The sequence below is a fragment of the Pseudomonas sp. FH1 genome (assembly GCF_000510895.2).
In the GTDB taxonomy this organism is placed as follows: domain Bacteria; phylum Pseudomonadota; class Gammaproteobacteria; order Pseudomonadales; family Pseudomonadaceae; genus Aquipseudomonas; species Aquipseudomonas azotoformans_A.
On record NZ_AOHM01000004.1, the window covers coordinates 23,597 to 47,074 of the forward strand.

A 23,478-nucleotide genomic window follows, 5' to 3' on the forward strand; every position below is an offset into this window, starting at 1 on the left:
AAGATGTCAATGCAAGTAATGCGCGGCTGGGCGACTCGGCACGCGTCCTGGATGGGCCTGATTGGCCTGCTGGGCGCAACGCAAGAGGCGCAGGCCGGTGACTACGATGGTTCACCCCAGGTCGCCGAGTTTGTCGGTGAAATGACCCGCGACTATGGTTTCGCCGGTGAACAGCTGATGGGTGTGTTTCGCGAAGCCCAGAAAAAGCAGGCGATCCTCGACGCCATCTCCCGCCCTGCCGAACGGGTGAAGCAGTGGAAGGAATACCGCCCGATGTTCCTCACCGACGCCCGCGTGGCACGGGGTGTGGACTTCTGGCGCCAGCACGAAGCGGTACTGGCCCGTGCCGAACAGGAATACGGCGTACCGGCCCAGGTGATCGTCTCGATCATTGGCATCGAAACCTTTTACGGGCGCAATACCGGTAGCTACCGGGTGATCGACGCCTTGTCGACCCTGGGCTTCGATTACCCGCCACGTGCTGACTTCTTCCGCAAGGAGCTGCGCGAATTCCTGCTGCTGGCCCGCGAAGAGCAGGTCGACCCGCTGACACTCAAAGGCTCCTACGCCGGAGCGATGGGCTTGCCGCAGTTCATGCCGAGCAGCTTCCGCGCTTATGCAGTGGACTTTGACGGCGACGGGCATATCAATATCTGGAGCAACCCCGACGATGCTATTGGCAGCGTGGCCAGCTATTTCAAGCGCCACGGCTGGGTAGCCGGCGAACCGGTGGTAATCCGCGCCGATGTCACCGGTGACCGCGCCGATGAAGGCCTGACCCAGGGCATTGAGCCGGCCAAGACGGTCGGGGAGTTGCGGGCGCTGGGCTGGTCGAGTCAGAATGCGCTGCCGGACGATATGCCAGTCACGGCGTTCCGCCTTGAAGGCGAAAACGGCCCGGAATACTGGATGGGCCTGAAGAATTTCTACGCAATCACGCGTTATAACCGCAGTGTGATGTACGCCATGGCCGTGCATCAGCTGTCAGACATGCTGGTCCAAGCACGGGGCAACAAGTAATGCGGGCATCGCCGTTCAATCAACCGCTCAAGCTGGTGGCGTTCGCCGCGTTGTCCCTGCTGGTCGTCAGTTGCTCCACCAGCCGTGGCCCGGCGCAGAAGTCGGGGGGGGCGGTCGTCCGTTCCCAGCCGGGCCTGGACATCAACCGCGCACACAAAGACGGCGCGCCGTGGTGGGACGTCGACGTGTCGAAGATCCCGGATGCCACGCCGACCCTGCACACCGGTCCATACAAGGCCAACCCCTATACCGTGCTGGGCAAGAGCTACTTCCCGCTGCAGGAATCCAAGACCTACGTGCAGTCGGGCACGGCGTCCTGGTATGGCACCAAATTCCACGGCCAGAACACCGCCAACGGCGAAGTGTATGACCTGTACGGCATGAGCGCCGCGCACAAGACCTTGCCGCTGCCCAGCTATGTCCGTGTGACCAACCTGGACAACAACCGCACAGTGATCCTGCGTGTGAACGACCGTGGCCCGTTCTACTCGGACCGCATCATCGACTTGTCCTACGCTGCCGCGAAGAAACTCGGTTACGCCGAAACCGGCACCGCACGTGTGAAGGTCGAAGGTATCGACCCGGCGCAGTACTGGGCCCAGCGTGGCAAACCCGCGCCGTTGATGCTCAACGAGCCGCAAACCCAACAGCCGCAAGTGACCGCCTCTACCGGCAAGATCGAGCAGTGGACGCCGCCACCGGCACAGCACGCGCCTGACACGGTGGTCGTGCCCCATGCCGCGCCTGGCGCTTCGATGGCCGGCGGGCAATACCTGCAGGTCGGCGCTTTCGCCAACCCGGATGCGGCAGAACTGTTAAGGTCCAAGCTCAGTGGCATGGTCAACGCGCCGGTCTTCATCAGCTCCATCGTGCGTAACCAGCAGACATTGCACCGTGTGCGCATGGGCCCGATCGGCTCGCCGAGCGAGGTGGCACAAGTACAGAACAGCGTACGCATGGCCAACCTGGGGCAACCCAGCGTGGTCACTGCCGAATAATAGAGAATTGATGGTTCAGGCTCGTGCGCGGGCTCGAACCCTGGTTGTTGGCTCGTTGAACAATAAAAACCCAGGGGCAAGGGGTGAGCGGGCAACCGAACACGCGACAGTCTGGCAACGGGCTGTCTGAATAAGTTTTGCCCGCGAGGGCAAGTTTCCATAAGCAATTTCGAGAGACGGATGAACATCACCACCTTAGCCAAACGCACGTGCCTGCTTCTTTCGCTGATCATCACCCCGGCCGCCTGGGCCGTTGAAATGGTGCCGGCTTCCCCGCAACTGGCCGCCAAGTCCTGGGTCCTCATGGATGCCGCCAGTGGCAACGTGCTGGTCGAGAGCAACGGTGACCAGCGCCTGCCGCCGGCCAGCCTGACCAAACTGATGACCGCCTACATCGCGACCCTGGAAATTCGTCGCGGCCAGATCGGCGAAAACGACCCGGTCACCGTCAGCGAAAACGCCTGGCGTACCGGCGGTTCGCGGATGTTCATCAAGGTCGGCTCGCAAGTCACTGTGAGCGACCTGCTGCACGGCATCATCATCCAGTCGGGTAACGACGCCAGTGTCGCCCTGTCCGAGCACATCGCCGGCAGCGAAGACGCGTTCGCCGACATGATGAACAAAACCGTGGCCGACCTGGGCATGACCAACAGCCACTTCATGAACCCGACCGGTCTGCCGAACCCAGAGCACTACTCGTCGGCTCACGACATGGCGATCCTGGCACGCGCGATCATCCGCGTTGACCCGGTGCACTACGCGATCTACTCCCAGAAGGAATTCTTCTGGAACAACATCAAGCAGCCTAACCGCAACCTGCTGCTGTGGCGCGACAAGACCGTCGACGGTCTGAAAACCGGCCACACCGACGAAGCCGGCTACTGCATGGTATCGTCTGCTGTGCGTGACGGCCAACGCCTGATCGCCGTGGTCTTCGGCACCAACAGCGAGCAGGCCCGTGCGGCCGAGACGCAAAAATTGCTGACCTACGGTTTCCGCTTCTTCGAAACCCAGACCTTCTACCAGAAGGGTGCTGAACTGGCGACCGCGCCGGTGTGGAAAGGCGCGACCTCCCAGGTCAAGGCCGGCCTGGCCGAAGACCTGACCCTGACCATGCCTAAAGGCCAGCTGAAAAAGCTCGCGGCCAGCATGACCATGAACCCGCAATTGGTTGCTCCAATCGCCAAGGGTGATGTGATCGGCAAGGTCGAAGTGAAGCTGGACGACAAGGTGGTGCACAGCGCCGACCTGATCGCGCTGGACGCCGTCGACGAAGGTGGTATCTTCCGCCGCGTCTGGGATAGCATCCGTCTATTCTTCTACAGCTTGTTCAACTGATAGTGTGCACCTGCAAAGCCCCGTGTTGATCCGACGCGGGGCTTTGCCCGTCGCCACGGCTTACGCTTACGAGGCCGTTACGCCATGACCGATAAAGAAGTAAAGGCGCCAAAGATCGAATTCCCGGTGGTGGACTATCCCATCAAGGTGATCAGCGATACCGGTGTCGGCCGTAAAGACCTGATCCTCGAGATCGTGCGCAAGCACGCAACGATCAACGACCAGCGCGTGGACGAGCGATCCAGCTCGACCGGCAAATACACCACGATCCAGTTGCACATCGTTGCGATTGATCAAGACCAGCTCTACAACATCAACAGCGAACTGCGGGCCACCGGCTTCGTGCACATGGTGTTGTGATGTCTCAAATCCTGGGCTTTCGCGAGCTCGGCCGGATGGACTATGAGCCCGTCTGGCACGCCATGCAGCGGTTCACCAATGAACGCGGCACGTCGGCCCCCGATGAAATCTGGCTGGTGGAACACCCGCCGGTCTTCACCCAGGGCCAGGCCGGCAAAGCCGAGCATCTGTTGCTGCCGGGGGATATTCCGGTGGTGCAGGTCGACCGAGGTGGCCAAGTGACTTACCATGGCCCCGGACAACTTGTCGCATACCTGTTGCTGGACGTGCGCAAGCTGGGGTTTGGCGTGCGTGACCTCGTCAGCCGCATGGAGGCTTGCCTGATCGAGCTGTTGGCCAGTTACGGCGTGACCGCCGCGGCCAAGCCCGATGCACCGGGTGTGTACGTCGACGGCGCGAAAATCGCTTCCCTGGGGCTGCGGATTCGCCATGGTTGTTCCTTTCATGGCCTGGCCCTGAATGTGGACATGGACCTGGCCCCGTTCCGGCGGATCAACCCGTGTGGCTATGCCGGGTTGGCGATGACGCAACTGAGTGACCATGCTTCACCGATTAAATTTGCCGAGGTGAGTGCCCGGCTGCGTGCGCAGCTCGTCAAACACCTCGACTATGCTGAGCAGACGACCCTTACGGGCGGAATCGACTGATTATGACTACTGATGCAGTGCAAACCATGATCCCGACGGTGGACGTTACCGACCGTCCGGCCCCGGCCCCGCGTGCCAAGGTGGAAGCCGGCGTCAAGCTGCGCGGCGCCGAGAAGGTTGCACGCATCCCGGTGAAGATCATTCCGACCACCGAACTGCCGAAGAAACCCGACTGGATCCGCGTGCGCATCCCGGTTTCGCCGGAAGTCGACCGTATCAAGGCGCTGCTGCGCAAACACAAGCTGCACAGCGTGTGCGAAGAAGCGTCCTGCCCGAACCTGGGCGAGTGCTTCTCCGGCGGCACTGCGACCTTCATGATCATGGGTGACATTTGCACCCGTCGTTGCCCGTTCTGCGACGTCGGCCACGGCCGTCCGAAGCCGCTGGACGTCAACGAACCGGAAAGCCTGGCCATCGCCATCGCCGACCTGCGCCTCAAGTACGTGGTGATTACCTCGGTAGACCGCGACGACCTGCGTGACGGCGGTGCTCAGCACTTTGCCGACTGCATCCGCGAGATCCGCAAGCTGTCGCCGAACGTGATGCTCGAAACCCTGGTGCCGGACTACCGTGGCCGCATGGACGTGGCGCTGGAAATCACCGCCGCCGAGCCGCCGGATGTGTTCAACCACAACCTGGAAACCGTGCCGCGCCTGTACAAGGCCGCACGTCCGGGTTCGGACTACCAGTGGTCGCTGACCCTGCTGCAGAAATTCAAGCAGATGATGCCGCACATCCCGACCAAATCCGGCCTGATGCTGGGCCTGGGGGAGACCGACGAGGAAGTGATCGAAGTCATGAAGCGCATGCGCGAACACGACATCGATATGCTGACCCTGGGCCAGTACCTGCAACCGTCCCGCAGCCACTTGCCGGTGCAGCGTTTCGTGCACCCGGACACCTTCGCCTGGTTCGCCGAGGAAGGTTACAAGATGGGCTTCAAGAACGTGGCGTCGGGCCCGTTGGTACGCTCTTCGTACCATGCGGACGAGCAGGCCAAGCTGGTCAAGGCGAGCCTGGTTTCGTAAACCGTACCGAAATTGAACGTGCATGCGGGCTTGTGTGGGAGCGGGCTTGCTCGCGAAGGCGGTGTTTCAGTCACCTGATTAGTTGACTGACACTCCGTATTCGCGAGCAAGCCCGCTCCCACATTTGGTTCCGCGTCAGCCAAGGAGAGCTGTGGATGAGCATCGCCGTACCTGCCTTGCGATCCGAAGGCACCATCGCCCTGATCGCCCCCGCCGGCCCCGCCACCCTGGACGTGGAAAAAGCCGGTCAATGGATGCGCGCTCGCGGCTACGACCTGCGAATCTTCCCCGGCGTCTATGAGCGCGACGGCTACCTTGCCGGTAGCGATAAAACCCGTCTCAACGACCTGCACAACGCCTTTGCCAACCCTGACATCGACGCCATTTTCTGCCTGCGCGGCGGTTACGGCACGCCACGCCTGCTCGATAGCCTGGACTTCGACCTGCTGCGTGCCAACCCCAAGCCCTTCGTAGGCTACAGCGACATCACCGCGTTGCACCTGGCCATCAGCCGCTATGCCGGTTTTGTGACCTTCCACGGTCCGATGCTCAACGCTGACCTGTTGGGTGACAAGCAACAACCTACCGAGTCTTCATTGTTCAGCATGCTACGCGGTCAACTAGGTACCGGGAGCGTGCTCGCGCACCCGGCAGCCTATCCGCTGACCACCATTGAGCCTGGCATCGCCTGTGGGCGCCTGTTGGGTGGCAACCTGTCGATGATCGCGGCGGTCATGGGCACTCCTTTTGAGATCGACGCTGAAGGCATCATTCTGCTGATCGAAGACGTCAACGAGCCGATCTACCGCATCGACCGCCTGCTGACGCACCTGCGTTTGGCCGGCAAGCTGGCGCAGGTTGCCGGCGTACTGGTGGGGGATGTGGCGGGCGTGGAGGGCGTTGCGCTGGAGCGGCTGCTCAAGCAGACCTTCGAACCGTTGCGCATTCCGGTGTTGTCCGGCTGGCGCAGTGGGCATTGCGATCCGAACCTGACGCTGCCGATGGGCGCGTTGGTGCGGTTGGATGCGGGGGAGCAGCGGTTGGTGTTGGAGCAGGATGTGGTCATCCGCTGAACTTTGTTGGAGCCGGCTTTCCGGCTCCAACAAAAGTTTTGCGTCAGCGGTTCTGCAGCGACTCCAGCAACTTCACCGTCGGATACCCATCCGCCGGCCAGCCCAGCGCTTGCTGCGCCGCACGAATCGCCTTGCGCGTATTGGCGCCGATAATCCCGTCCGGGTTACCCGCGTCGTAGCCATTGGCGCTCAAGGCCGTCTGCAAGTCGATGCGCTGCGAGCGGCTCAATGGCAGCTCATCCTTCGGCCAATCGCCACGAATCACGCCACCACCACCGAAGCGTTCCGACAACAAGCCGACCGCCAGTGCGTAGGACGATGAGTTGTTGTATTTGAGGATCGCGCGGAAGTTATCCAGCACCAGGAACGCCGGGCCACGGTAACCGGCCGGCAATAGCAGGGCGGCGGACAGTTGGTCGACATTTGGCGGCATGCTTGCACCAAAGGGCAACTGGATACCGAGTTTCATCCACTCGGCAACCGTCTTGCGTACACCACCATCGGCCAGGGCGTAATCAAAGTTCGCCGGCAGTTGTTTCACCTCGAAACCCCACGGCTGGCCTTTCTGCCAGCCGGAGCTTTGCAGGTAGTGCGCGGTGGAGGCGAGGGCGTCGGCCGGGCTGTTCCAGATATCGCGGCGACCGTCGCCATCGAAGTCCACGGCGTGGGTGTTGTAGGTGGTCGGGATAAACTGGGTCTGGCCCATGGCGCCCGCCCAGGAGCCTTTCATCTGGTCGGCCTGGATGTCGCCGTGCTGGATGATCTGCAACGCGGCCAGCAATTGCGCCTGGGCGAATGCCGGGCGACGCCCTTCGTAAGCCAGGGTCGCGAGTGAGCGGATCACCGAGTTATTGCCCTGGAACTGGCCGAAGTTGCTCTCCATGCCCCATACCGACACCAATGCCTGGCGGTCGACGCCATAACGTTGTTCGATGCTCTGCAGGATGTCGGCGTACTTGATCAACAGCGCCTGGCCATTACGCACGCGCAGGGGCGAGAGGGCCCCGTCGAGGTATTCCCACACCGGGCGGGAAAACTCCGGCTGGCTGCGGTCCGCGCGGATGACCGCCATGTCCGGGGTGACGTTGGCGAACGCGTTGTCGAACACGGCGGCAGTGATGCCGGCCTGCAGGGCTTGCACACGGAAACCCGCCTGCCATTCGGCGAAGGTCTGGGTCGGTTGGATATCCAGATTGTCCACAGCCAGCGGGGCCACGACAGCGGGCGCTACCACAGGGGCGGTCTGGAGCTTGGGCAGGGGTTGAGCGTCGGCGGCGGTGGGTTTTTCCGCGCAGGCGACGAGCAGAATGAGGCTGGAGGCAGCGATCAATTGGCGAAGGTGCCAACGACGGGAAAGACTAGAGGGCATGCACAGGTCCAGGGATTACAAATCAGGTGCAGACCTTATCATGCCAGAGGGGGGCTTGCCTTCAGGCAGCCAGAAAGTAAGAAGCCTCCCAGCTATTAGACTGGAAGGCTTCGCGGCGGTAGCTGCCTTTGCCCTTGCCGGCGCGTTCTTGACGGCTGCGGAACAGTGGCTGGGCGATGATGGATTTGGCCTTGTTGGGGCCATGCTTGGATGGCTTTTTACTCATGGTCGTTACTCTCGGTAGGTGGGATGAAGCGGTGCAAATCATCTGCCGATGTTGCGCCGCTGTAAAGCCCTTCGAGAGGTAGGACTATTCTGCCGGCAGTGTCAGGCGCTGGCCGGCCATTAACAGCGACAAACGGCTCAGGCTCATCCACGGCGAACCGGCCGCCTGGCCCTTGATCTGCGCGTCAATGCGCTGCGCTTCCAGCAAGAGCTGCGCCCAGCGTTGCGCCGAGTGCCGTTGCAGGGCTTTGCTCATCAGCGGTTTGCGCTTGTCCCACACCGGTGGTCGGGCCTGGCTGAAGCATTTGTCCAACGGCGTGCCCTGGCTGTATTGCAGCGCAATATTAGCCAGGACTCGCAACTCCCGGGCCAGGGCCCAGAGAATGACCGGTGGTTCCACGCCTTCGCCGCGCAGGCCTTCGAGCATGCGCAGGGCGTGGGCGGGTTCGCCATTGAGGATCGCGTCCACCAGCCCGAACACATCAAAGCGCGCGCTATCGGCCACGGCACCTTGGACGGTCTCGACGGTAATCTGCCCGTCTTCGGCCATCAGCTTGAGCTTTTCGATCTCCTGGGCGGCGGCCAGCAAGTTGCCTTCGACCCGGGCGGCGATCAGCTCCACCGCGTCCTGGGTTGCCGACAGCCCCGATTGGGATAGGCGCTGGCGAATCCACTGCGGCAACTGGTTGCTGTCCACTGGCCAGATCTGGATGAACTGGGTTTGCGCCCCTTCCACTAGGGCCTTGCCCCACTTGGTTTTCTGCGCACTGCCGTCAAGCTTGGGCAGGCTGATCAACAACACCGTGTCTTCGGCGGGGCGTGAGCAGTATTCCATCAGGGCGGCGGCGCCTTTGTCCCCAGGCTTGCCCGAAGGCAGGCGCAGTTCCAGCAGGCGCTTTTCGGCAAACAGCGACATGCTCGCGCCGGCTTGCAGCAGCGTGCCCCAGTCGAAACTGGCGTCGGCGCTGAACACCTGGCGTTCGTCAAAGCCTTGCTGGCGTGCAGCGGTGCGGATGGCGTCGGCGGCTTCCTGGCACAGCAACGGGTCATCGCCGCTGACGATATAGACAGGCGCAAGGCCACCTTGCAGGTGTTTGGCGAGTTGGGCGGGAGCGAGTTTCATAGGCAGGGCGAACGGGGCGCTTGGGGCGCCCCGTCTGGCTTACTCGACAGGGACTTCAACAGGCGATTGCTTCGGCGTGTTGTCTTCGTACTCTTTGGCGGCTTTCAGCGCGTCGGCGTCAGCCTTGGCCTTGTTGTCAGCCTGTTGCTGCAAGGTCTCCAGTTGCTCCGGAGTGATCATCGACAGACGCAGCACCATGCGCTGTACCAGTTCGCGACGCATTTCCTTGCGTACCTGGATGATTTCGGAGTCCGAACCCACCAGGTTGTTGCCGTCGTGGCTGACGATTTTCTGTACCTGGATGTTGTCACCCATCAATGGCAGGTGGTCACGGCCCTGGATTTCGAAGCTGAGTACCGTGCTCAATTCGATATCGGACGCGCGGCCAGCACTGGCGTAGCTCAGGTTGCGCTGGTTTTCTTTTTCATTGGCCAGGAACAGCTTATAGGTCGCGCCGGTGTAGACGTGAACGCCGCTGTTTTCCAGGACCTGGCGCAGCTGGGTCACGGTTTCGCTGTAGGCGTCGCGGGCACTGACGTCCAGTTCCTTGATCGCCAGTTCGTTGGTGCCGGTGCCGCGCAGCTGGAAGCCGCAAGCGCTCAGCAGTACGGCAAGGCCCATCACCAGCAAATTGCGTTTGATCATTGTGTTGCTCCCCTTGAAACCATGTGGGCCTTATCGAGGCCCTGAAGGCTTTGTTCGGCGCAGGGTGCGAACCCTGCGCCCGATCCGATTAGCTAGCGACGATATTGACCAGTTTGCCAGGCACCACGATCACTTTGCGGATCGTCAGGCCTTCGGTAAAGCGCAGCACGTTTTCGTTGACGCGGGCAGCCGCCTCGACATCTTCGCGGCTGGCGGTGGCCGGCATGTCGATCTGGCCACGCAGTTTACCGTTGACCTGGATCACCAGTTGCAGCGTGTCCTGTACCAGGGCGCTGTCATCCTGCACCGGCCAGCGTGCGTCGATGACGGCATCGCTGTGGCCCAAACGGTTCCACAGGTCGTGGCTGATGTGCGGCGTGATCGGCGCCAGCAGCAGGGTGACCGTTTCCAGGCCTTCCTGTACCAATGCGCGATCCTGTTCGGTGGCTTGTGGCGCCTTTTCCAGCACGTTCATCAGCGTCATCACCTGGGCGATGGCGGTGTTGAACTTGTGGTTCTGGCCCACGTCCTGGCTGGCTTGCTTGATGGCCAGGTGGGTGCTGCGGCGAATCAGTTTCTGCTCGTCGCTCAAGGCGGCCACGTCCAGCTTGCCCGGCAGGCCCTGGCTGATATGGGCATGCGACAGGCGCCAGACGCGCTTGAGGAAACGGTGCGAACCTTCGACGCCGGAGTCGGACCATTCGGCGCTCATGTCAGGCGGCGAGGCGAACATCATGAACAGGCGGCAAGTGTCGGCGCCGAACTGGTCGATCATCGACTGTGGGTCAACGCCGTTGTTCTTCGACTTGGCCATCTTCTCGGTGCCACCGATTTCCACCGGCAGGCCGTCGGCGATCAGCTTGGCGCTGATGACCTTGGCTTTGCTGTCGCGCTCAAGCTCCACGTCAGCCGGGTTGAACCAGGTGTAGGCACCGTTGGCTTCGCGGCGATAGTAAGTCTCGGCGACCACCATGCCCTGGGTCAGCAGGTTCTTGAACGGCTCATCGGAGCTCACCAGGCCTTCGTCACGCATCAGCTTGTGGAAGAAACGCGCGTACAGCAGGTGAAGAATGGCGTGTTCGATACCGCCGATGTATTGATCCACCGGCAACCAGTGGTCGGCTGCGGATTTTTCCACCAGGCCGCCCTCGTAGTGCGGCGAGGCGTAGCGGGCGTAGTACCAGGAGGACTCGACGAAGGTGTCCATGGTGTCGGTTTCACGCTTGGCAGGCTGGCCGCATTTCGGGCAGCTGCACTCGTAGAACTCAGGCATGCGCGCCAATGGCGAACCGGCGCCGTCCGGCACCACATCTTCCGGCAGGACCACCGGCAGTTGGTCTTCCGGTACTGGCACGTCGCCACAGCTTTCGCAGTGGATGATCGGGATCGGGCAGCCCCAGTAGCGCTGGCGGCTGATGCCCCAGTCGCGCAGGCGGAACTGAGTGCGCGAGGCGCCCAGGTTCTTCTTGATCAGTGCAACTTCGATCGCATCGAAAGCGCCCTGGAAGTCCAGGCCGTCGAACTCGCCGGAATTGATCAATTCACCGTGCTCGCCGTAGGCGTCTTGCCACGGGGCCGGGTTGGTATCGCCCGAGCTGGTGCGCACCACGGATTTGATCGGCAGGCTGTATTTGGTGGCGAACTCGAAATCGCGCTCGTCGTGAGCTGGCACAGCCATTACGGCACCATCGCCGTAGTGCATCAGCACGTAGTTGGCGACCCATACCGGCAGCTTCTCGCCGGTCAGAGGGTGCTCGACAAACAGGCCAGTTGGCAGACCTTTTTTCTCTTGGGTGGCGACGTCGGCTTCGGCCACGCTGCCGCCTTTGCATTCAGCGATGAACGCCTGCAGCTCTGGGTTGTTCTGGGCGGCCTGGGTAGCCAGCGGGTGCTCGGCGGCCACGGCGACGTAAGTCGCTCCCATTAAAGTGTCCGGACGGGTAGTGAAGACTTTGAGCGCGCCCGCTTCGCCGATCGAGTCGACGTTGTAAGGGAACTGCACTTCCATGCCCTTGGATTTGCCGATCCAGTTGCGTTGCATGGTCTTGACCTGTTCAGGCCAGCCCGGCAGGTCGTCGAGGCTCGACAAGAGTTCATCCGCGTAGGCGGTGATCTTGAAGTAGTACATCGGGATTTCGCGCTTTTCGATCAGCGCGCCGGAACGCCAGCCGCGACCGTCGATCACTTGCTCGTTGGCCAGTACGGTCTGGTCCAGCGGGTCCCAGTTCACGGTGCCGCTCTTCTTGTAGATCACGCCTTTTTCGAACAGGCGCGTGAACAGCCATTGTTCCCAGCGGTAGTAGTCCGGCTTGCAAGTGGTCACTTCGCGGGACCAGTCCACCGCCAGGCCCAGGCTGCGCAGCTGGGACTTCATGTAGGCGATGTTTTCGTAGGTCCACTTGGCGGGAGCCACGTTGTTTTTCATCGCGGCGTTTTCCGCCGGCATGCCGAAGGCGTCCCAACCCATGGGTTGCAGGACGTTCTTGCCTTGCATGCGCTGGTAGCGGGAAATCACGTCGCCGATGGTGTAGTTACGCACGTGCCCCATGTGTAGCTTGCCGCTGGGGTAAGGGAACATCGATAGGCAGTAGTAAGTCTCCTTGCCTGGCTGTTCACTGACTTCAAAGGACTTTTGCTCGTCCCAGAAGGTTTGGGCGGCATTTTCTATTTCACGGGGCTGATATTGTTCGTGCATGGCTACTTTTGAACTGAATAGGGGTGGCCTAATCCTCTTCGGTGCAACGTTCAGGTTGATCGACACCAAAAAGCGGCGCGTCCGTGCCCAAACCCTGCGGGAAGTGGAGTTACAGGAAGCGCCGTAGCATACATGACCCCACTCTATCGAGGGAAACCCTGATTGCGCAGGCAGGGCCGTCTGTCGCGGCGCCAGGCGTGCCCGGCCACGAGGACTACGCTGTTTATTGGGGAGCAAGTCTTTCTTCAATGAGGTGAGGGGATGGTTGAATCGCAAAGAATCGTATCGAAACCGGATGTCTACGAAGGACTGATCGACCGCTTGGGTCGTGCATTGGATGCAGCGAGGACAGCGGGCCGATTGCGTGATGAACGGCCTGTGGAGTTGGAACTGCGCGGTCTGAGTCGCGCGGAGCTGGAACTGATCAAGGCGTATCTGGAAAGGAATGGGCGCAGTGCGACTCCTTGGGTGGCAACCCCGCCAATCAAGGAGCCTACGCATTCAGCCAAGGTGGTGTGGCTCAAGGACTTGTCGGCCGGTCGTGGCCCGGAAAAGCTCCGGTCCGCCCGCTACAAGTAATTCATTGCCCCCCTGAACGGCTTCACCACGCCGTTTCACTGTAAGCATGTCACCGTAAAGATTGTCGCTAAACCCCGTTACACCTTAGGCTTCGGGCATCTATGGAGATGCCCGATGCCTATTCGTTATTTCATCAAACAACTGCTTCTGCCGCCCGGCATTCTATTGTTGTTGCTGGCGCTTGCCTGGTGGTTTCGCCGTAGTCGCCCGCGTTTGGCGGCGTGCTGCTTTACCCTGGGTTTTGGGGGCATGTGGCTGATCAGCTTGCCAGTCATGGTGGAGTGGGGCGCTCGGGCCCTGGAAACCGAACCGCCATTGGCCCGGGAAGACTGGTCGACCTTGGCCCAGCGCGCTGACGCCATTGTGGTACTGGGTTCCGGACGCGAGCGCGGTGACCCGGCCTGGGGCACCGACCAGCCCACCGGGATCGGCCTGGAACGCCAGCGCTATGCCGCACGACTGGCCAAGGCTTCCGGGCTGCCGGTGCTGACTACCGGCGGCCTGCATTACGGTACGCCGCCCAGCGAAGCGGAGTTGATGGCGGTGTCGATGCAGGATGACTTCGGCGTAGCGGTGCGCTGGAAGGAAGAGCGCAGCCGTACCACTTGGGAAAATGCGCAGATGAGTGCCGAGATTCTATTGCCGGAGGGCATTAAACGCGTGGTGGTGGTGACCCAGGCCTGGCACATGCCGCGTTCGGTGTGGAGCTTTGAGAAGGCAGGCTTCACCGTGGTGCCAGGACCGGTCGGTTTCCTCGGTGTGGACAACGCCCGGCCATTGGGCGGCTGGATGCCGGAATTCAAATCGATCTGGCAGAGTGGGCAGTTGATCAATGAAGCCGTGGGGCAGTTGGGTTACCGGCTGTTCTACCGATAACCCCGTCGCGAAACCTACAGGGTCTTCGACATCCTGCCCGCCAGCAGCGCCCAGCCAAACAACCCCAGGCACAGAATGATCAACGGCCACGAACGCCATTGCAGGTACGGCGTGAGGTTGTGCATCGGCACCACTTCACCGTAGAGGATGCCGCGCTCGAACTGCGGGATCTGCGCGGTGATCTGCCCGAACGGGTTGATCAAGCCGGTCACCCCATTGTTGGTGGCGCGGATCATCCAGCGCCCGGCTTCCAGTGCACGCATCTGCGCCATTTGCAGGTGCTGCAACGGGCCGATGGAGCGGCCGAACCAGGTGTCGTTGCTGATGGTCAGCAGCAGATCGCTCTGGGCTGACAGGCCGGCAGCGAACTCCGGGTAGACCACTTCGTAGCAGATGAACGGCGCGATCTGATAGCCCTTGGCCTGCAGCATTGCCTGGTCGGCAGGGCCGCGAGCGAAGTCCGACATTGGCAGATCAAAGAACGCAATCAGGCCGCGCAGCATGTCCTGCAGCGGCACGTACTCGCCAAACGGCACCAGCTTCTGCTTGAGGTAGGTGCCGTCGCCTTCGCCGACCACGGTGATGCCGTTGAAGTAGCGCTTCTGGTGATGCACTTCCTGGCGGATCGGTACGCCGGTGATCAGCGCAGTGTGCCGGTCCGCAGCGAACTTGCCCATCATGCCCAGGTAGCCTTCGACAGACTCCTTGAGCACCGGCACGGCGGTTTCCGGCCATACCAGCAGGTCGACGGGCTTGGAGCTGAAGCTCATGTCGCGATACAACGCGAGCTGTGCGTTGAGCTGCTCCGGATCCCACTTCATGCTTTGTTCGACGTTGCCCTGGAGGGCGGCCACGGTCAGTGGCGCACCGGACGGGCTGGTCCAGGCGTGATGCTTGAGCGCCAGGCCGATGGCCCAGGGCGCGACCAGCAGCACCAGGCCTGCGCCGATAAAGGCGTTGCGCTTGCCGGCCAGCAGGCGCGGCAGGTTGCACAGCAGCGCCGCCGTGAGTGCCAGGGCAAAGGAGATCAGCCACATGCCGCCCACGGGGGCCAAGCCAGTCAGCGGGCCGTCAAGCTGGCTGTAGCCGGAGTACAGCCACGGGAAACCAGTGAGGAACCAACCGCGAAACGCTTCCTGGCCCACCCACAACGCGGCAAACGTCAGTGCATCCGCCAACGGCGCCTCATTGCGCCGTAACCAGCGCGCCCACAGCCAGGCGGGCAGGGCGAAGAACCAGGCGATGGCGGCGGTAAACAGCAGCATCAGGAAACCCGCCAGCAGCACCGAAGCACCGCCGAAGTGGTGGATGCTGTAGTAGATCCAACTGGTGCCGGCGCCGAACAGGCCGAAGCCGAAACACCAGCCGCGACCCAATGCCTGGCGCGGGCTCAGGTCCCGCAGCCCGACATAGAACAGGCCGACCGCGACCAGCGCAAACGGCCACAGGTCGAACGGCGCCAGCGCCAGGGTGGTGATGGCGCCGGCCACCACGGCCAGCAAATTACCGGGCCAGCCGGGGCGGGTTAGGCGCTGCATGTCATTCCTTAGCGGGCAATAGGTGTCAGGCGAATCAAGTGAATCCGGCGGCTGTCGGCATTCAGGATGCGAAAGCGATACGCGCCGATCTCGGTGGTCTCGTTACGTTTTGGCAGATGCCCGAACGCACTCATCACCAGGCCGCCCACGGTATCGAACTCGTCATCGGAGAATTCGCTGTCGAAGAACTCATTGAAGTTCTCGATCGGCGTCAGCGCCTTGATCAGGAAGTCACCGCTGGGTAGTGGCTTGATGTAGCTGTCTTCTTCGACGTCGTGTTCGTCTTCGATGTCGCCGACGATCTGTTCCAGCACGTCTTCAATCGTCACCAGGCCGGCCACGCCGCCGTATTCGTCGATCACGATGGCCATGTGATTGTGGTTGGCGCGGAATTCACGCAGCAACACGTTCAGGCGCTTGGACTCGGGCACGAAGGTGGCCGGACGCAGCAGGTCCTTGATGTTGAAGCTGTCGCCGTTCTCCTTGAGGATCAACGGCAGCAGGTCCTTTGCCAGCAGGACGCCCATGACGTCGTCATGGCTTTCACCGATCACCGGGTAGCGCGAGTGCGCCGAGTCGATCACGGCCGGGAGGAATTCCCGTGGGGTCTGGGTCGCCTTGATGCTGATCATCTGCGAGCGCGGGACCATGATGTCGCGTACTTGCAGGTCAGCCACCTGGATGGCGCCTTCGACGATGGCCAGCGCTTCGCTGTCCAGCAACTTGTTCTGATGGGCCTCGCGCAGCAGCTCAAGCAGCTCCTGGCGGTTTTTCGGCTCGTGGGCAAAAGCCTGGGTCAGTTTACCCAGCCATGACTTCTGCCCGTTGCTCGATCGGTCTTCGCTCATAGCGATTACTCTGAATCCTTTATTGTTACAGTTGAGTGTTTTTAAACTTCGTCGTCGGCATACGGGTCCGGATGACCCAATTCTGCTAGCAACGTTTGTTCCAGTGTTTCCATTTCCTCGGCTTCGTCATCGTCTATATGGTCGTAACCCAAGAGATGCAAGCAGCCGTGGATGACTAGATGGGCCCAATGGGCCTCAAGTTCCTTGCCTTGTTCCTTCGCCTCGCGCTCCACCACGGCGACACAGATGACCAGATCGCCCAGCAGCGGGATATCCAGCAGCTCATCCGGTACGTCGGCGGGAAAGGACAGCACGTTGGTCGCGTAGTCCTTCTGGCGCCAGGTGTGATTCAGTTCGCGGCCCTCGGGCTCGTCCACCAGACGAATGGTCAGCTCCGAGTCGGCGGTGCGCTGGCGCAGGGCCAGGGCGCACCATTGGCGGAACTGCGCTTCGCTGGGGGCGGGCGCGTCGGTGGCCAGCTGCAGGTCAAGCTCAAGCATCGCGGCGAACGTCCTTGGACAGCCCGTCATCGCGGTGTTCAAAGCGCTCGTAGGCTTCGACAATGCGCTGCACCAGCGGGTGACGCACCACGTCCTTGGGCGAGAAGTGCGTGAAACTGATGCCCGGCACGTCCTTGAGCACTTCAATCACGTGGCTCAAGCCCGACTTGGTGCCCTTGGGCAGGTCAACCTGGGTAATGTCGCCGGTGATAATGGCCGTGGAGCCGAACCCGATGCGGGTCAGGAACATCTTCATTTGCTCGACCGTCGTGTTCTGGCTTTCGTCGAGGATGATGAAACTGTTGCTCAAGGTGCGGCCGCGCATGTAGGCCAGCGGGGCGATCTCGATCACCTGGCGTTCGATCAGCTTGGCCACGTATTCAAAGCCGAGCATCTCGTACAGCGCGTCGTAGAGCGGGCGCAGGTACGGGTCGATCTTCTGGGCCAGGTCGCCAGGCAGGAAGCCGAGCTTTTCGCCAGCCTCGACCGCTGGGCGCACCAGCAGGATGCGGCGTACTTGCTCGCGTTCCAGCGCGTCGACCGCGCAGGCCACGGCCAGGTAGGTCTTGCCGGTACCGGCGGGGCCGATGCCGAAATTGATGTCGTTACCGAGGATTGCCTTGACGTACTTCTGCTGATTCAAGCCCTTTGGGCGAATCATGCCTTTCTTGGTACGCAGGGCCACGCTGGCTTCAGCGACTGGGTTGTTGGCCAAGTCTTCCACAGCCGATTCCTGCAAATACAGGTGCACGATTTCTGGCGACAGCTCGCTACCCTTGGTTTCGCGGTAGAGACGGCGCAGCAGGTTTTCTGCAGATTTGGTGTGTTGGGCTTCACCAATGAGCTCGAACTGATTGCCGCGGTTGCGGATCTCGATGCCCAGGCGTTGTTCGATCAGGCGCAGGTGCTCGTCGAACTGTCCGCACAGGTTGGCGAAACGGAGAGCCTCAAAGGGCTCGAGAATAAAACGATGGGGTTCTGCTATGGGTGCGTTCAAGGTCGCTTTTAGCCGCCCTTTGGCTGTTGAGGTGAAATAGAGAATAACGCCAGCCGGCTGTGTGCGAAAGCACTTAAACGGCACATGTTGGCTGGCGATAATTCAAAGAGTGATTACGGGATCAACGACCCGCGCAGCGAATGGGGCTGTGCCGCGTCGATGTGCACATCAGCAAACTGGCCGATCAGGGTCGGATTATCGCAACGGAAGTTTACGATTCGGTTGTTCTCGGTACGGCCTTGCAGTTCGCCCGGGTCTTTTTTCGAGTAGTCGGTGACCAGGATGCGCTGGGTGGAACCGACCATTTGTCGGCTGATCTCGAAACCCTGCTGATTCAAGCGGTGTTGCAGCGCGTTGAGGCGCTCTTTTTTCAGCGCTTCCGGGGTTTCATCCGCCAAGTCGGCCGCCGGCGTGCCGGGGCGCTGGCTGTAGACGAATGAGTAGGAGAAGTCGAAGCCGACGTCTTCGATGAGCTTCATGGTCTGCTGGAAGTCTTTCTCGGTTTCACCGGGGAAACCGACGATAAAGTCCGAGCTGATGCAGATACCCGGCACCGCCGCGCGCAATTTGCGCAGTTTGGATTTGTATTCCAGGGCCGTGTGGTTGCGCTTCATCGCCGCGAGGATGCGGTCCGAGCCCGATTGCACGGGCAGGTGCAGGTGCTTGACCAGTTCCGGCACTTCGGCGTGGGCCTGGATCAGGCTGTCGGAGAATTCCAGTGGGTGCGAGGTGGTGTAGCGGATGCGCTCGATACCGTCCACGGCGGCGACCACGCGGATCAACTCCGCCAGGTCAGCGAGGCGGCCATCATGGGTCTGGCCGCGATAGCCATTGACGTTCTGGCCCAGCAGCGTCACTTCGCGCACGCCGTTTTCAGCCAGGTGGATGATTTCCGACAGCACGTCGTCAAATGGCCGGCTGACTTCTTCGCCACGGGTGTAGGGCACCACGCAGAAGGTGCAGTACTTGCTGCAACCTTCCATCACCGACACGTAGGCGCTCGGACCGTCGATGCGTGGCTCGGGCAAATGGTCGAATTTTTCTATTTCAGGGAATGACACGTCGACCTGGGGCAGCTTGGTCAAGCGCGCGGCGTCGATCATTTCCGGCAGACGGTGCAGGGTCTGCGGGCCGAACACCACGTCGACATAGGGCGCGCGGTCGCGAATGGCGGCACCTTCCTGGCTGGCCACGCAACCGCCGACGGCGATCACCATGTCCGGGTTGGCCAGTTTCAATTCGCGCCAGCGGCCCAGCTGGGAGTACACACGGTCCTGGGCCCGCTCGCGGATCGAGCAGGTATTGAGCAGGATCACGTCGGCATCTTCGGCGCGGGCGGTGACTTCCAGGGCCTGGTGTTCACCCAGCAGATCGACCATGCGCGAGCTGTCGTACTCGTTCATCTGGCAACCGTGGGTTTCGATGTAAAGCTTCTTGGCCATGGGAATCGTCAACTGGTGGTAAAGAACCGCGCATTATAGGGGGCATGCCCATTGGTTCCTAGCGTTGTGCATCGGGTGCCATGCTATAGTTCGCGCCCTCTTTTATATCCCCGATGTGTTATTCACCCACCATGACCAAACGTGAAGCTCCAATCTACAAGGTGATTTTCCTCAACCAGGGCCAGGTGTTCGAAATGTACGCCAAGCAGATCTATCAGAGCGATCTGTGGGGTTTCCTGGAGGTGGAAGAGTTCGTCTTTGGCGAGCGCACCCAGTTGGTCGTCGATCCGGGCGAAGAGAAGCTCAAGGCGCAATTCGAAGGCGTGGTGCGCAGCTTTGTGCCGATGCATTCGATTGTGCGCATCGATGAGGTCGAGCGTTTGGGCACGCCGAAGATCAGCGAAGCGCGTGGCACCAGCAATGTGATGCCATTCCCGATGCCGATGCCAGAGAAGTAAAGGCGCTGTCAGGGCAGGGGTGAGAAGGGCGAACGCCCGTCGGCACTCTGCAGTTCCTGAAGGTAATTGCGGAAGATCTGCCCCAGCACCTGGGTCGCTACTTCCAATTCATCGCGCTGCATGTGCTCGGCGACTTCGTCGGCGGTGTCCAGCGCGTCTTCGGCGCCGTTGACCGCGGCCATTTTCAGCACGATATACGCCTGGACATTGTTGGCCGGCACGCCTTCGCCTTTGAAGAACATGGTGCCCAGCTTGAATTGAGCTTCGGCGTGGCCCTGCAGCGAGGCTTTCTCGAAGTAACTCAAGGCCTTGTTGAGGTCGCGGGCGGGGTTTTTGCTGTCGTGGAAGTACTCGCCCAACTCGTATTGCGCCTGCGCATCCCCGCCGTCGGCCTGTTTCTGGCACGCGCTCAGGGCTTCGGCCTGGCTGTCTGGCTGGGTATTGAGGGTGCAACGACCCATCGCTGGGATTAACAACGAGTTGCCGCCTGCTTGTGCGTGTGCCAGCAGCGGCTGAAGGAGCAACAGGCAGCCCAGAACCAGGGTGCGGCCGGTGCGTTTCATGGGAATCGACTTACCTCTGACGGGGCGCGCGGACCCTCGGGGGATCCAATAAGCGCGCATTATGAAATAAGCAGGCCTCTGCTTACAAAGTCTTTACTCGTTTTTCTGCTGCTTGGGCAAGTTATCTGCCGGATTGCAGGTGATTTCTCTAAAAAACGCGGAAATCTCTGTAAGCAAAGTAGCAAATCAGACACCGTTTGCGCGGTGCCTGATTTGTACGACCCATTATTTCAATGCGGCAAACGCGCGTTCGGCGGCATCGAGGGTCAGTTTCAGCTCGGCTTCGCCGTGGGCGATCGAGGTGAAGCCGGCTTCGAAAGCGCTTGGCGCCAGGTACACACCGCCTTCCAACATCAGGTGGAAGAAGCGCTTGAACAGATCGGCGTCACTGCCCATCACGTCATCAAAAGTGACGATATCGTCGGCGCCGCTGAAATACAGGCCGAACATCCCGCCCGCCTGGGTGGTGACAAACGGGATACCGGCGGCATCGGCACGCTGTTGCAGGCCGTCGAGCAGGCGCGTGGTGTAGTCGGTCAGCTCGGCGTGGAAGCCCGGGCGGCTGATCAGGCGCAGGGTGGTCAGGCCGGCGGCCATGGCCAACGGGTTACCCGACAAGGTGCCCGCCTGGTACACCGGACCCAGTGGCGCGATGTGCTGCATGATGTCGCGCTTGCCGCCGAAGCAGCCCACCGGCATGCCACCGCCGATGATCTTGCCGAAGGTGCTCAGGTCCGGCGTGACGCCGTAGTGAGCCTGGGCCCCACCCAGGGCAACGCGGAAACCGGTCATCACTTCGTCGAAAATCAACACCACGCCGTGCTTGTCGCACTGCTCGCGCAGGCCTTCGAGGAAGCCTGGCGCCGGGGGCACGCAATTCATGTTGCCGGCCACCGGCTCGACGATGATGCACGCCACGTCCTGGCCCACTTCATTGAGCATTTGCTCGACGGCGGCGATGTCGTTGAACGGCAGGGTCAGAGTGTGTTTGGCGAACGCCGCCGGCACACCGGCGGAGCTTGGCACGCCTTGGGTCAGCAGGCCGGAACCGGCTTTCACCAGCAAGCTGTCGGAGTGGCCGTGGTAGCAGCCTTCGAACTTGATGATGCTGTCGCGGCCGGTGAAACCACGGGCCAGGCGGATCGCGCTCATGGTGGCTTCGGTGCCGGAGCTGACCATGCGCACCATTTCCATCGACGGCACGATCGAGCAGACCAGATCGGCCATCTCGGTTTCCATGGCGGTCGGCGCGCCGTAGGACAGGCCGTGTTCCAGTTGCTTGCGCACTGCGTCCAGCACGTCCGGATGGCTGTGGCCGAGGATCATCGGGCCCCAGGAACCGACGTAATCCACGTAGCGCTTGTCATCTTCGTCAGTAACGTAGGCGCCTTCGGCGTGCTTGAAGAACAGCGGCGTGCCGCCCACGCTCTTGAACGCACGCACGGGGGAGTTCACACCGCCGGGGATGTGTTTCTGGGCATTGGCAAACAGCGTTTCGGAACGGGACATGATCGGGCTCTCTTGAATCAAATCTGAAAAAGGGCGTTGAACGCACGGGCGCGGCGCGTGACTTCCTGGGTGCTGTCGGCGCCAAACAGGCCATGCACCACTGCCAGCAGGTCGGCGCCGTGGGCCACCAAGGGCTGGGCGTTCTCCAGGGTGATGCCGCCAATCACGCAGATCGGCAGCTGCAAACGTGTACGGGCCTGGGCCAGCATCTCTGTGGTGGCGGCCGGTGCGCCGGGCTTGGTGTTGGAATTGAAGAAGCGGCCGAAGGCGACATAACTGGCGCCTTCCTTGGCGGCCTGCTCGGCCAGTTCGATCTGGCTGTGGCAGGTGGAACCGATGATGGCTTTGGAGCCAAGCAGGGCGCGGGCCGGGGTCAGCGGGCCGTCGGTCTGGCCCAGGTGCACACCGACGCCGAGGCGCGCGGCCAGTTCGGCGTCGTCGTTGATGATCAGCTGGGTCTTGTAGCGCGAGCACAGCTCCCGCAGTTTTTCTGCTTCACGCAGGCGCCGGGCTTCGTCGCTGCTTTTGTCGCGGTATTGCAGCAGGGTCACGCCACCGTCCAACGCGGCTTCGACGTAGGCGAGGAATTTACCGGCCAACAGTTGGCTGTCGGTAATGGCGTAAAGGCCACGTAATTTCATCGGGCAGGCCCCTTGATCTTAAGAGCAGAAATCCAGCGGCAACCGGCGCGGTACGAACTGGCCCTGGCCGAGTTGTTCGGCGTCACGCAGGGTGCGCCAAGTGTAGTCGAGGGCCGATTGAACGGCGCTCACCAAGCCTTCGCCCTGGGCAATCCGACCGGACAACGCACTGGCCAACGTACAGCCCGAGCCGTGATAGCTGCCGGGCAGGCGCTGGCAGGTAAAGGTCTGGCGCGTGCCGTCGCGGCTGTAGAGGCGGTTGTGCACTTCGTGCTCGTCGCCATGGCCGCCGGTGATCAGCAGGTGCTTGATGTACGGCAACAGTTTCTCGGCGCATTCGTCCGCCGTGCCTTCAGGCAGCTCCGCGAGGATGCGCGCTTCCGGCAGGTTGGGCGTGGCGATCAACGACAGCGGGAAAAGCCGCTCGCGCATTGCATAACCGACTTCGTCCTTGCCCAGGCTGCCACCGCCGCCGGCGCGCAGCACCGGGTCGCACACCACTGGCAGGTGCGGATGCGCTTGCAACAGTTCGACGACGGTGTCGACCATCGCGGTGGAGCCGAGCATGCCCAGCTTGACCGCCGCCACTTCGGAATCGCCGAGCACGGCATTGGCCTGGGCCAGTACCCACTCGCGGTCGAGCACGCGGAAATCGCTGACATTGACGGTGTTTTGCACGGTCAAGGCGGTGACGGCCGCAGCGGCATGGCAACCCTGGGCGAGCAGGGCTTCGATATCTGCCTGCAAGCCGGCGCCACCACTGGGGTCATGGCCGGAGAGACAGAGGACAACGGGACGAGAGCTGTAGATATTCATGGTGCGCGAGCTTACCACCAAACGCTTTTGGCGGGGCCGTCTGGCGATGGTTGAATTTTGCCATCGCCGTGACGCTTTTTTGGCGGTTTTACGGTCGATAAAAATCGCTGAAAGCCGCGTTCTAGAGCCTTTCAAAAAATTATTTCAATGGTGCCTAGTGGCCTTTAGCAGCTATGCTAGAGTGGATCCA

The 23,478-nt window shown here is 61.5% G+C and carries 24 protein-coding genes; 10 read left to right on the forward strand and 14 right to left on the reverse strand.

Going from position 1 to position 23,478, the window contains the following annotated elements:
- The first annotated feature begins 9 nt into the window (after nt 1-9).
- The 7 genes from mltB (at nt 10) to H096_RS01705 (ending at nt 6,464) form a co-directional block, all read left to right on the forward strand.
- Nucleotides 10-1,020, forward strand: a complete 1,011-nt coding sequence (gene mltB / locus H096_RS01675) for a lytic murein transglycosylase B (protein WP_010206788.1) — start codon at nt 10-12, stop codon at nt 1,018-1,020.
- Nucleotides 1,020-2,018: a septal ring lytic transglycosylase RlpA family protein gene (locus tag H096_RS01680; protein WP_033896438.1), complete on the forward strand. Its 999-nt coding sequence runs from the start codon at nt 1,020-1,022 to the stop codon at nt 2,016-2,018. Before mltB ends, H096_RS01680 begins: the two co-directional genes overlap by 1 nt.
- 180 nt (nt 2,019-2,198) lie before the next feature.
- Entirely contained in the window at nt 2,199-3,356 is a 1,158-nt protein-coding gene (locus tag H096_RS01685; RefSeq protein ID WP_033896439.1) for a D-alanyl-D-alanine carboxypeptidase family protein, read from the forward strand.
- Between the two features lie 84 nt (nt 3,357-3,440).
- A complete protein-coding gene (locus tag H096_RS01690; RefSeq protein ID WP_010206784.1) occupies nt 3,441-3,716 on the forward strand; it encodes a DUF493 domain-containing protein in 276 nt (91 codons plus the stop codon).
- The gene (lipB, locus tag H096_RS01695) at nt 3,716-4,363 is read left to right on the forward strand and encodes a lipoyl(octanoyl) transferase LipB (RefSeq protein WP_033896440.1); all 648 of its coding nucleotides are present in this window, start codon (nt 3,716-3,718) and stop codon (nt 4,361-4,363) included. Before H096_RS01690 ends, lipB begins: the two co-directional genes overlap by 1 nt.
- Before the next feature lie 26 nt (nt 4,364-4,389).
- Nucleotides 4,390-5,391 carry a lipoyl synthase gene (gene lipA / locus H096_RS01700; RefSeq protein ID WP_017735632.1) on the forward strand — a complete coding sequence of 334 codons (1,002 nt, stop codon included), beginning with the start codon at nt 4,390-4,392 and terminating at the stop codon, nt 5,389-5,391.
- Between the two features lie 155 nt (nt 5,392-5,546).
- The gene (locus tag H096_RS01705; protein WP_033896441.1) at nt 5,547-6,464 is read left to right on the forward strand and encodes an LD-carboxypeptidase; all 918 of its coding nucleotides are present in this window, start codon (nt 5,547-5,549) and stop codon (nt 6,462-6,464) included.
- A gap of 43 nt (nt 6,465-6,507) precedes the next feature.
- On the opposite strand, the gene H096_RS01710 is transcribed toward H096_RS01705, so the two are convergent.
- The 5 genes from H096_RS01710 to leuS all read right to left on the reverse strand — a co-directional run bounded on the left by H096_RS01710 (nt 6,508) and on the right by leuS (nt 12,521).
- Nucleotides 6,508-7,833 carry a lytic murein transglycosylase gene (locus H096_RS01710; RefSeq protein WP_033896442.1) on the reverse strand — a complete coding sequence of 442 codons (1,326 nt, stop codon included), beginning with the start codon at nt 7,831-7,833 and terminating at the stop codon, nt 6,508-6,510.
- A gap of 61 nt (nt 7,834-7,894) precedes the next feature.
- Complete coding sequence (gene arfA, locus H096_RS01715) at nt 7,895-8,059, reverse strand: alternative ribosome rescue factor ArfA (protein ID WP_003176285.1); 165 nt, start codon at nt 8,057-8,059, stop codon at nt 7,895-7,897.
- An 84-nt stretch (nt 8,060-8,143) separates the two neighbouring features.
- On the reverse strand, nt 8,144-9,181 hold the full coding sequence (gene holA, locus H096_RS01720) for a DNA polymerase III subunit delta (protein ID WP_033896443.1): 1,038 nt from the start codon (nt 9,179-9,181) through the stop codon (nt 8,144-8,146).
- A gap of 39 nt (nt 9,182-9,220) precedes the next feature.
- Entirely contained in the window at nt 9,221-9,826 is a 606-nt protein-coding gene (gene lptE, locus H096_RS01725) for an LPS assembly lipoprotein LptE (protein ID WP_033896444.1), read from the reverse strand.
- An 88-nt stretch (nt 9,827-9,914) separates the two neighbouring features.
- The gene (gene leuS, locus H096_RS01730; protein ID WP_033896445.1) at nt 9,915-12,521 is read right to left on the reverse strand and encodes a leucine--tRNA ligase; all 2,607 of its coding nucleotides are present in this window, start codon (nt 12,519-12,521) and stop codon (nt 9,915-9,917) included.
- Nucleotides 12,522-12,782: 261 nt separating this feature from the next.
- Here leuS and H096_RS01735 point away from each other — a divergent pair, with 261 nt between their 5' ends.
- Together H096_RS01735 and H096_RS01740 are read left to right on the forward strand one after the other, a co-directional pair.
- Nucleotides 12,783-13,100, forward strand: coding sequence for a hypothetical protein (locus H096_RS01735; protein WP_033896446.1), 318 nt, complete (start codon nt 12,783-12,785; stop codon nt 13,098-13,100).
- 114 nt (nt 13,101-13,214) lie between these two features.
- Complete coding sequence (locus H096_RS01740) at nt 13,215-13,976, forward strand: YdcF family protein (RefSeq protein WP_033896447.1); 762 nt, start codon at nt 13,215-13,217, stop codon at nt 13,974-13,976.
- Between the two features lie 14 nt (nt 13,977-13,990).
- On the opposite strand, the gene lnt is transcribed toward H096_RS01740, so the two are convergent.
- From lnt to miaB, 5 genes are all read right to left on the reverse strand, one after another.
- On the reverse strand, nt 13,991-15,514 hold the full coding sequence (lnt, locus tag H096_RS01745) for an apolipoprotein N-acyltransferase (RefSeq protein ID WP_033896448.1): 1,524 nt from the start codon (nt 15,512-15,514) through the stop codon (nt 13,991-13,993).
- Nucleotides 15,515-15,522: 8 nt separating this feature from the next.
- Nucleotides 15,523-16,362, reverse strand: coding sequence for an HlyC/CorC family transporter (locus H096_RS01750; protein ID WP_010206772.1), 840 nt, complete (start codon nt 16,360-16,362; stop codon nt 15,523-15,525).
- Between the two features lie 41 nt (nt 16,363-16,403).
- Nucleotides 16,404-16,862 carry an rRNA maturation RNase YbeY gene (gene ybeY / locus H096_RS01755; protein ID WP_010206771.1) on the reverse strand — a complete coding sequence of 153 codons (459 nt, stop codon included), beginning with the start codon at nt 16,860-16,862 and terminating at the stop codon, nt 16,404-16,406.
- Nucleotides 16,855-17,859: a PhoH family protein gene (locus H096_RS01760; RefSeq protein ID WP_033896449.1), complete on the reverse strand. Its 1,005-nt coding sequence runs from the start codon at nt 17,857-17,859 to the stop codon at nt 16,855-16,857. The genes ybeY and H096_RS01760 overlap by 8 nt, the downstream gene beginning before the upstream one ends.
- Nucleotides 17,860-17,972: 113 nt before the next feature.
- Nucleotides 17,973-19,301, reverse strand: coding sequence for a tRNA (N6-isopentenyl adenosine(37)-C2)-methylthiotransferase MiaB (gene miaB, locus H096_RS01765; protein WP_033896450.1), 1,329 nt, complete (start codon nt 19,299-19,301; stop codon nt 17,973-17,975).
- A gap of 131 nt (nt 19,302-19,432) precedes the next feature.
- On the opposite strand from miaB, the gene H096_RS01770 reads away from it, so the two are divergent.
- Entirely contained in the window at nt 19,433-19,759 is a 327-nt protein-coding gene (locus H096_RS01770; protein ID WP_003194436.1) for a DUF1820 family protein, read from the forward strand.
- A gap of 8 nt (nt 19,760-19,767) precedes the next feature.
- On the opposite strand, the gene H096_RS01775 is transcribed toward H096_RS01770, so the two are convergent.
- The 4 genes from H096_RS01775 to H096_RS01790 all read right to left on the reverse strand — a co-directional run bounded on the left by H096_RS01775 (nt 19,768) and on the right by H096_RS01790 (nt 23,288).
- On the reverse strand, nt 19,768-20,322 hold the full coding sequence (locus H096_RS01775) for a tetratricopeptide repeat protein (protein WP_033896451.1): 555 nt from the start codon (nt 20,320-20,322) through the stop codon (nt 19,768-19,770).
- A gap of 225 nt (nt 20,323-20,547) precedes the next feature.
- Complete coding sequence (gene hemL / locus H096_RS01780) at nt 20,548-21,831, reverse strand: glutamate-1-semialdehyde 2,1-aminomutase (RefSeq protein WP_033896452.1); 1,284 nt, start codon at nt 21,829-21,831, stop codon at nt 20,548-20,550.
- Nucleotides 21,832-21,848: 17 nt separating this feature from the next.
- Nucleotides 21,849-22,472 carry a thiamine phosphate synthase gene (gene thiE / locus H096_RS01785; RefSeq protein ID WP_033896453.1) on the reverse strand — a complete coding sequence of 208 codons (624 nt, stop codon included), beginning with the start codon at nt 22,470-22,472 and terminating at the stop codon, nt 21,849-21,851.
- Nucleotides 22,473-22,490: 18 nt separating this feature from the next.
- Entirely contained in the window at nt 22,491-23,288 is a 798-nt protein-coding gene (locus H096_RS01790; protein ID WP_033896454.1) for a hydroxymethylpyrimidine/phosphomethylpyrimidine kinase, read from the reverse strand.
- Between the last annotated feature and the right edge of the window lie 190 nt (nt 23,289-23,478).

Coding starts and splice junctions, on each gene's coding strand:
- mltB (WP_010206788.1), top strand. CDS start 10: ATGCAAGTAATGCGCGGCTGGGCGACTCGGCACGCGTCCTGGATGGGC.
- H096_RS01680 (WP_033896438.1), top strand. CDS start 1,020: ATGCGGGCATCGCCGTTCAATCAACCGCTCAAGCTGGTGGCGTTCGCC.
- H096_RS01685 (WP_033896439.1), top strand. CDS start 2,199: ATGAACATCACCACCTTAGCCAAACGCACGTGCCTGCTTCTTTCGCTG.
- H096_RS01690 (WP_010206784.1), top strand. CDS start 3,441: ATGACCGATAAAGAAGTAAAGGCGCCAAAGATCGAATTCCCGGTGGTG.
- lipB (WP_033896440.1), top strand. CDS start 3,716: ATGTCTCAAATCCTGGGCTTTCGCGAGCTCGGCCGGATGGACTATGAG.
- lipA (WP_017735632.1), top strand. CDS start 4,390: ATGATCCCGACGGTGGACGTTACCGACCGTCCGGCCCCGGCCCCGCGT.
- H096_RS01705 (WP_033896441.1), top strand. CDS start 5,547: ATGAGCATCGCCGTACCTGCCTTGCGATCCGAAGGCACCATCGCCCTG.
- H096_RS01710 (WP_033896442.1), bottom strand. CDS start 7,833: ATGCCCTCTAGTCTTTCCCGTCGTTGGCACCTTCGCCAATTGATCGCT.
- arfA (WP_003176285.1), bottom strand. CDS start 8,059: ATGAGTAAAAAGCCATCCAAGCATGGCCCCAACAAGGCCAAATCCATC.
- holA (WP_033896443.1), bottom strand. CDS start 9,181: ATGAAACTCGCTCCCGCCCAACTCGCCAAACACCTGCAAGGTGGCCTT.
- lptE (WP_033896444.1), bottom strand. CDS start 9,826: ATGATCAAACGCAATTTGCTGGTGATGGGCCTTGCCGTACTGCTGAGC.
- leuS (WP_033896445.1), bottom strand. CDS start 12,521: ATGCACGAACAATATCAGCCCCGTGAAATAGAAAATGCCGCCCAAACC.
- H096_RS01735 (WP_033896446.1), top strand. CDS start 12,783: ATGGTTGAATCGCAAAGAATCGTATCGAAACCGGATGTCTACGAAGGA.
- H096_RS01740 (WP_033896447.1), top strand. CDS start 13,215: ATGCCTATTCGTTATTTCATCAAACAACTGCTTCTGCCGCCCGGCATT.
- lnt (WP_033896448.1), bottom strand. CDS start 15,514: ATGCAGCGCCTAACCCGCCCCGGCTGGCCCGGTAATTTGCTGGCCGTG.
- H096_RS01750 (WP_010206772.1), bottom strand. CDS start 16,362: ATGAGCGAAGACCGATCGAGCAACGGGCAGAAGTCATGGCTGGGTAAA.
- ybeY (WP_010206771.1), bottom strand. CDS start 16,862: ATGCTTGAGCTTGACCTGCAGCTGGCCACCGACGCGCCCGCCCCCAGC.
- miaB (WP_033896450.1), bottom strand. CDS start 19,301: ATGGCCAAGAAGCTTTACATCGAAACCCACGGTTGCCAGATGAACGAG.
- H096_RS01770 (WP_003194436.1), top strand. CDS start 19,433: ATGACCAAACGTGAAGCTCCAATCTACAAGGTGATTTTCCTCAACCAG.
- H096_RS01775 (WP_033896451.1), bottom strand. CDS start 20,322: ATGAAACGCACCGGCCGCACCCTGGTTCTGGGCTGCCTGTTGCTCCTT.
- hemL (WP_033896452.1), bottom strand. CDS start 21,831: ATGTCCCGTTCCGAAACGCTGTTTGCCAATGCCCAGAAACACATCCCC.
- thiE (WP_033896453.1), bottom strand. CDS start 22,472: ATGAAATTACGTGGCCTTTACGCCATTACCGACAGCCAACTGTTGGCC.
- H096_RS01790 (WP_033896454.1), bottom strand. CDS start 23,288: ATGAATATCTACAGCTCTCGTCCCGTTGTCCTCTGTCTCTCCGGCCAT.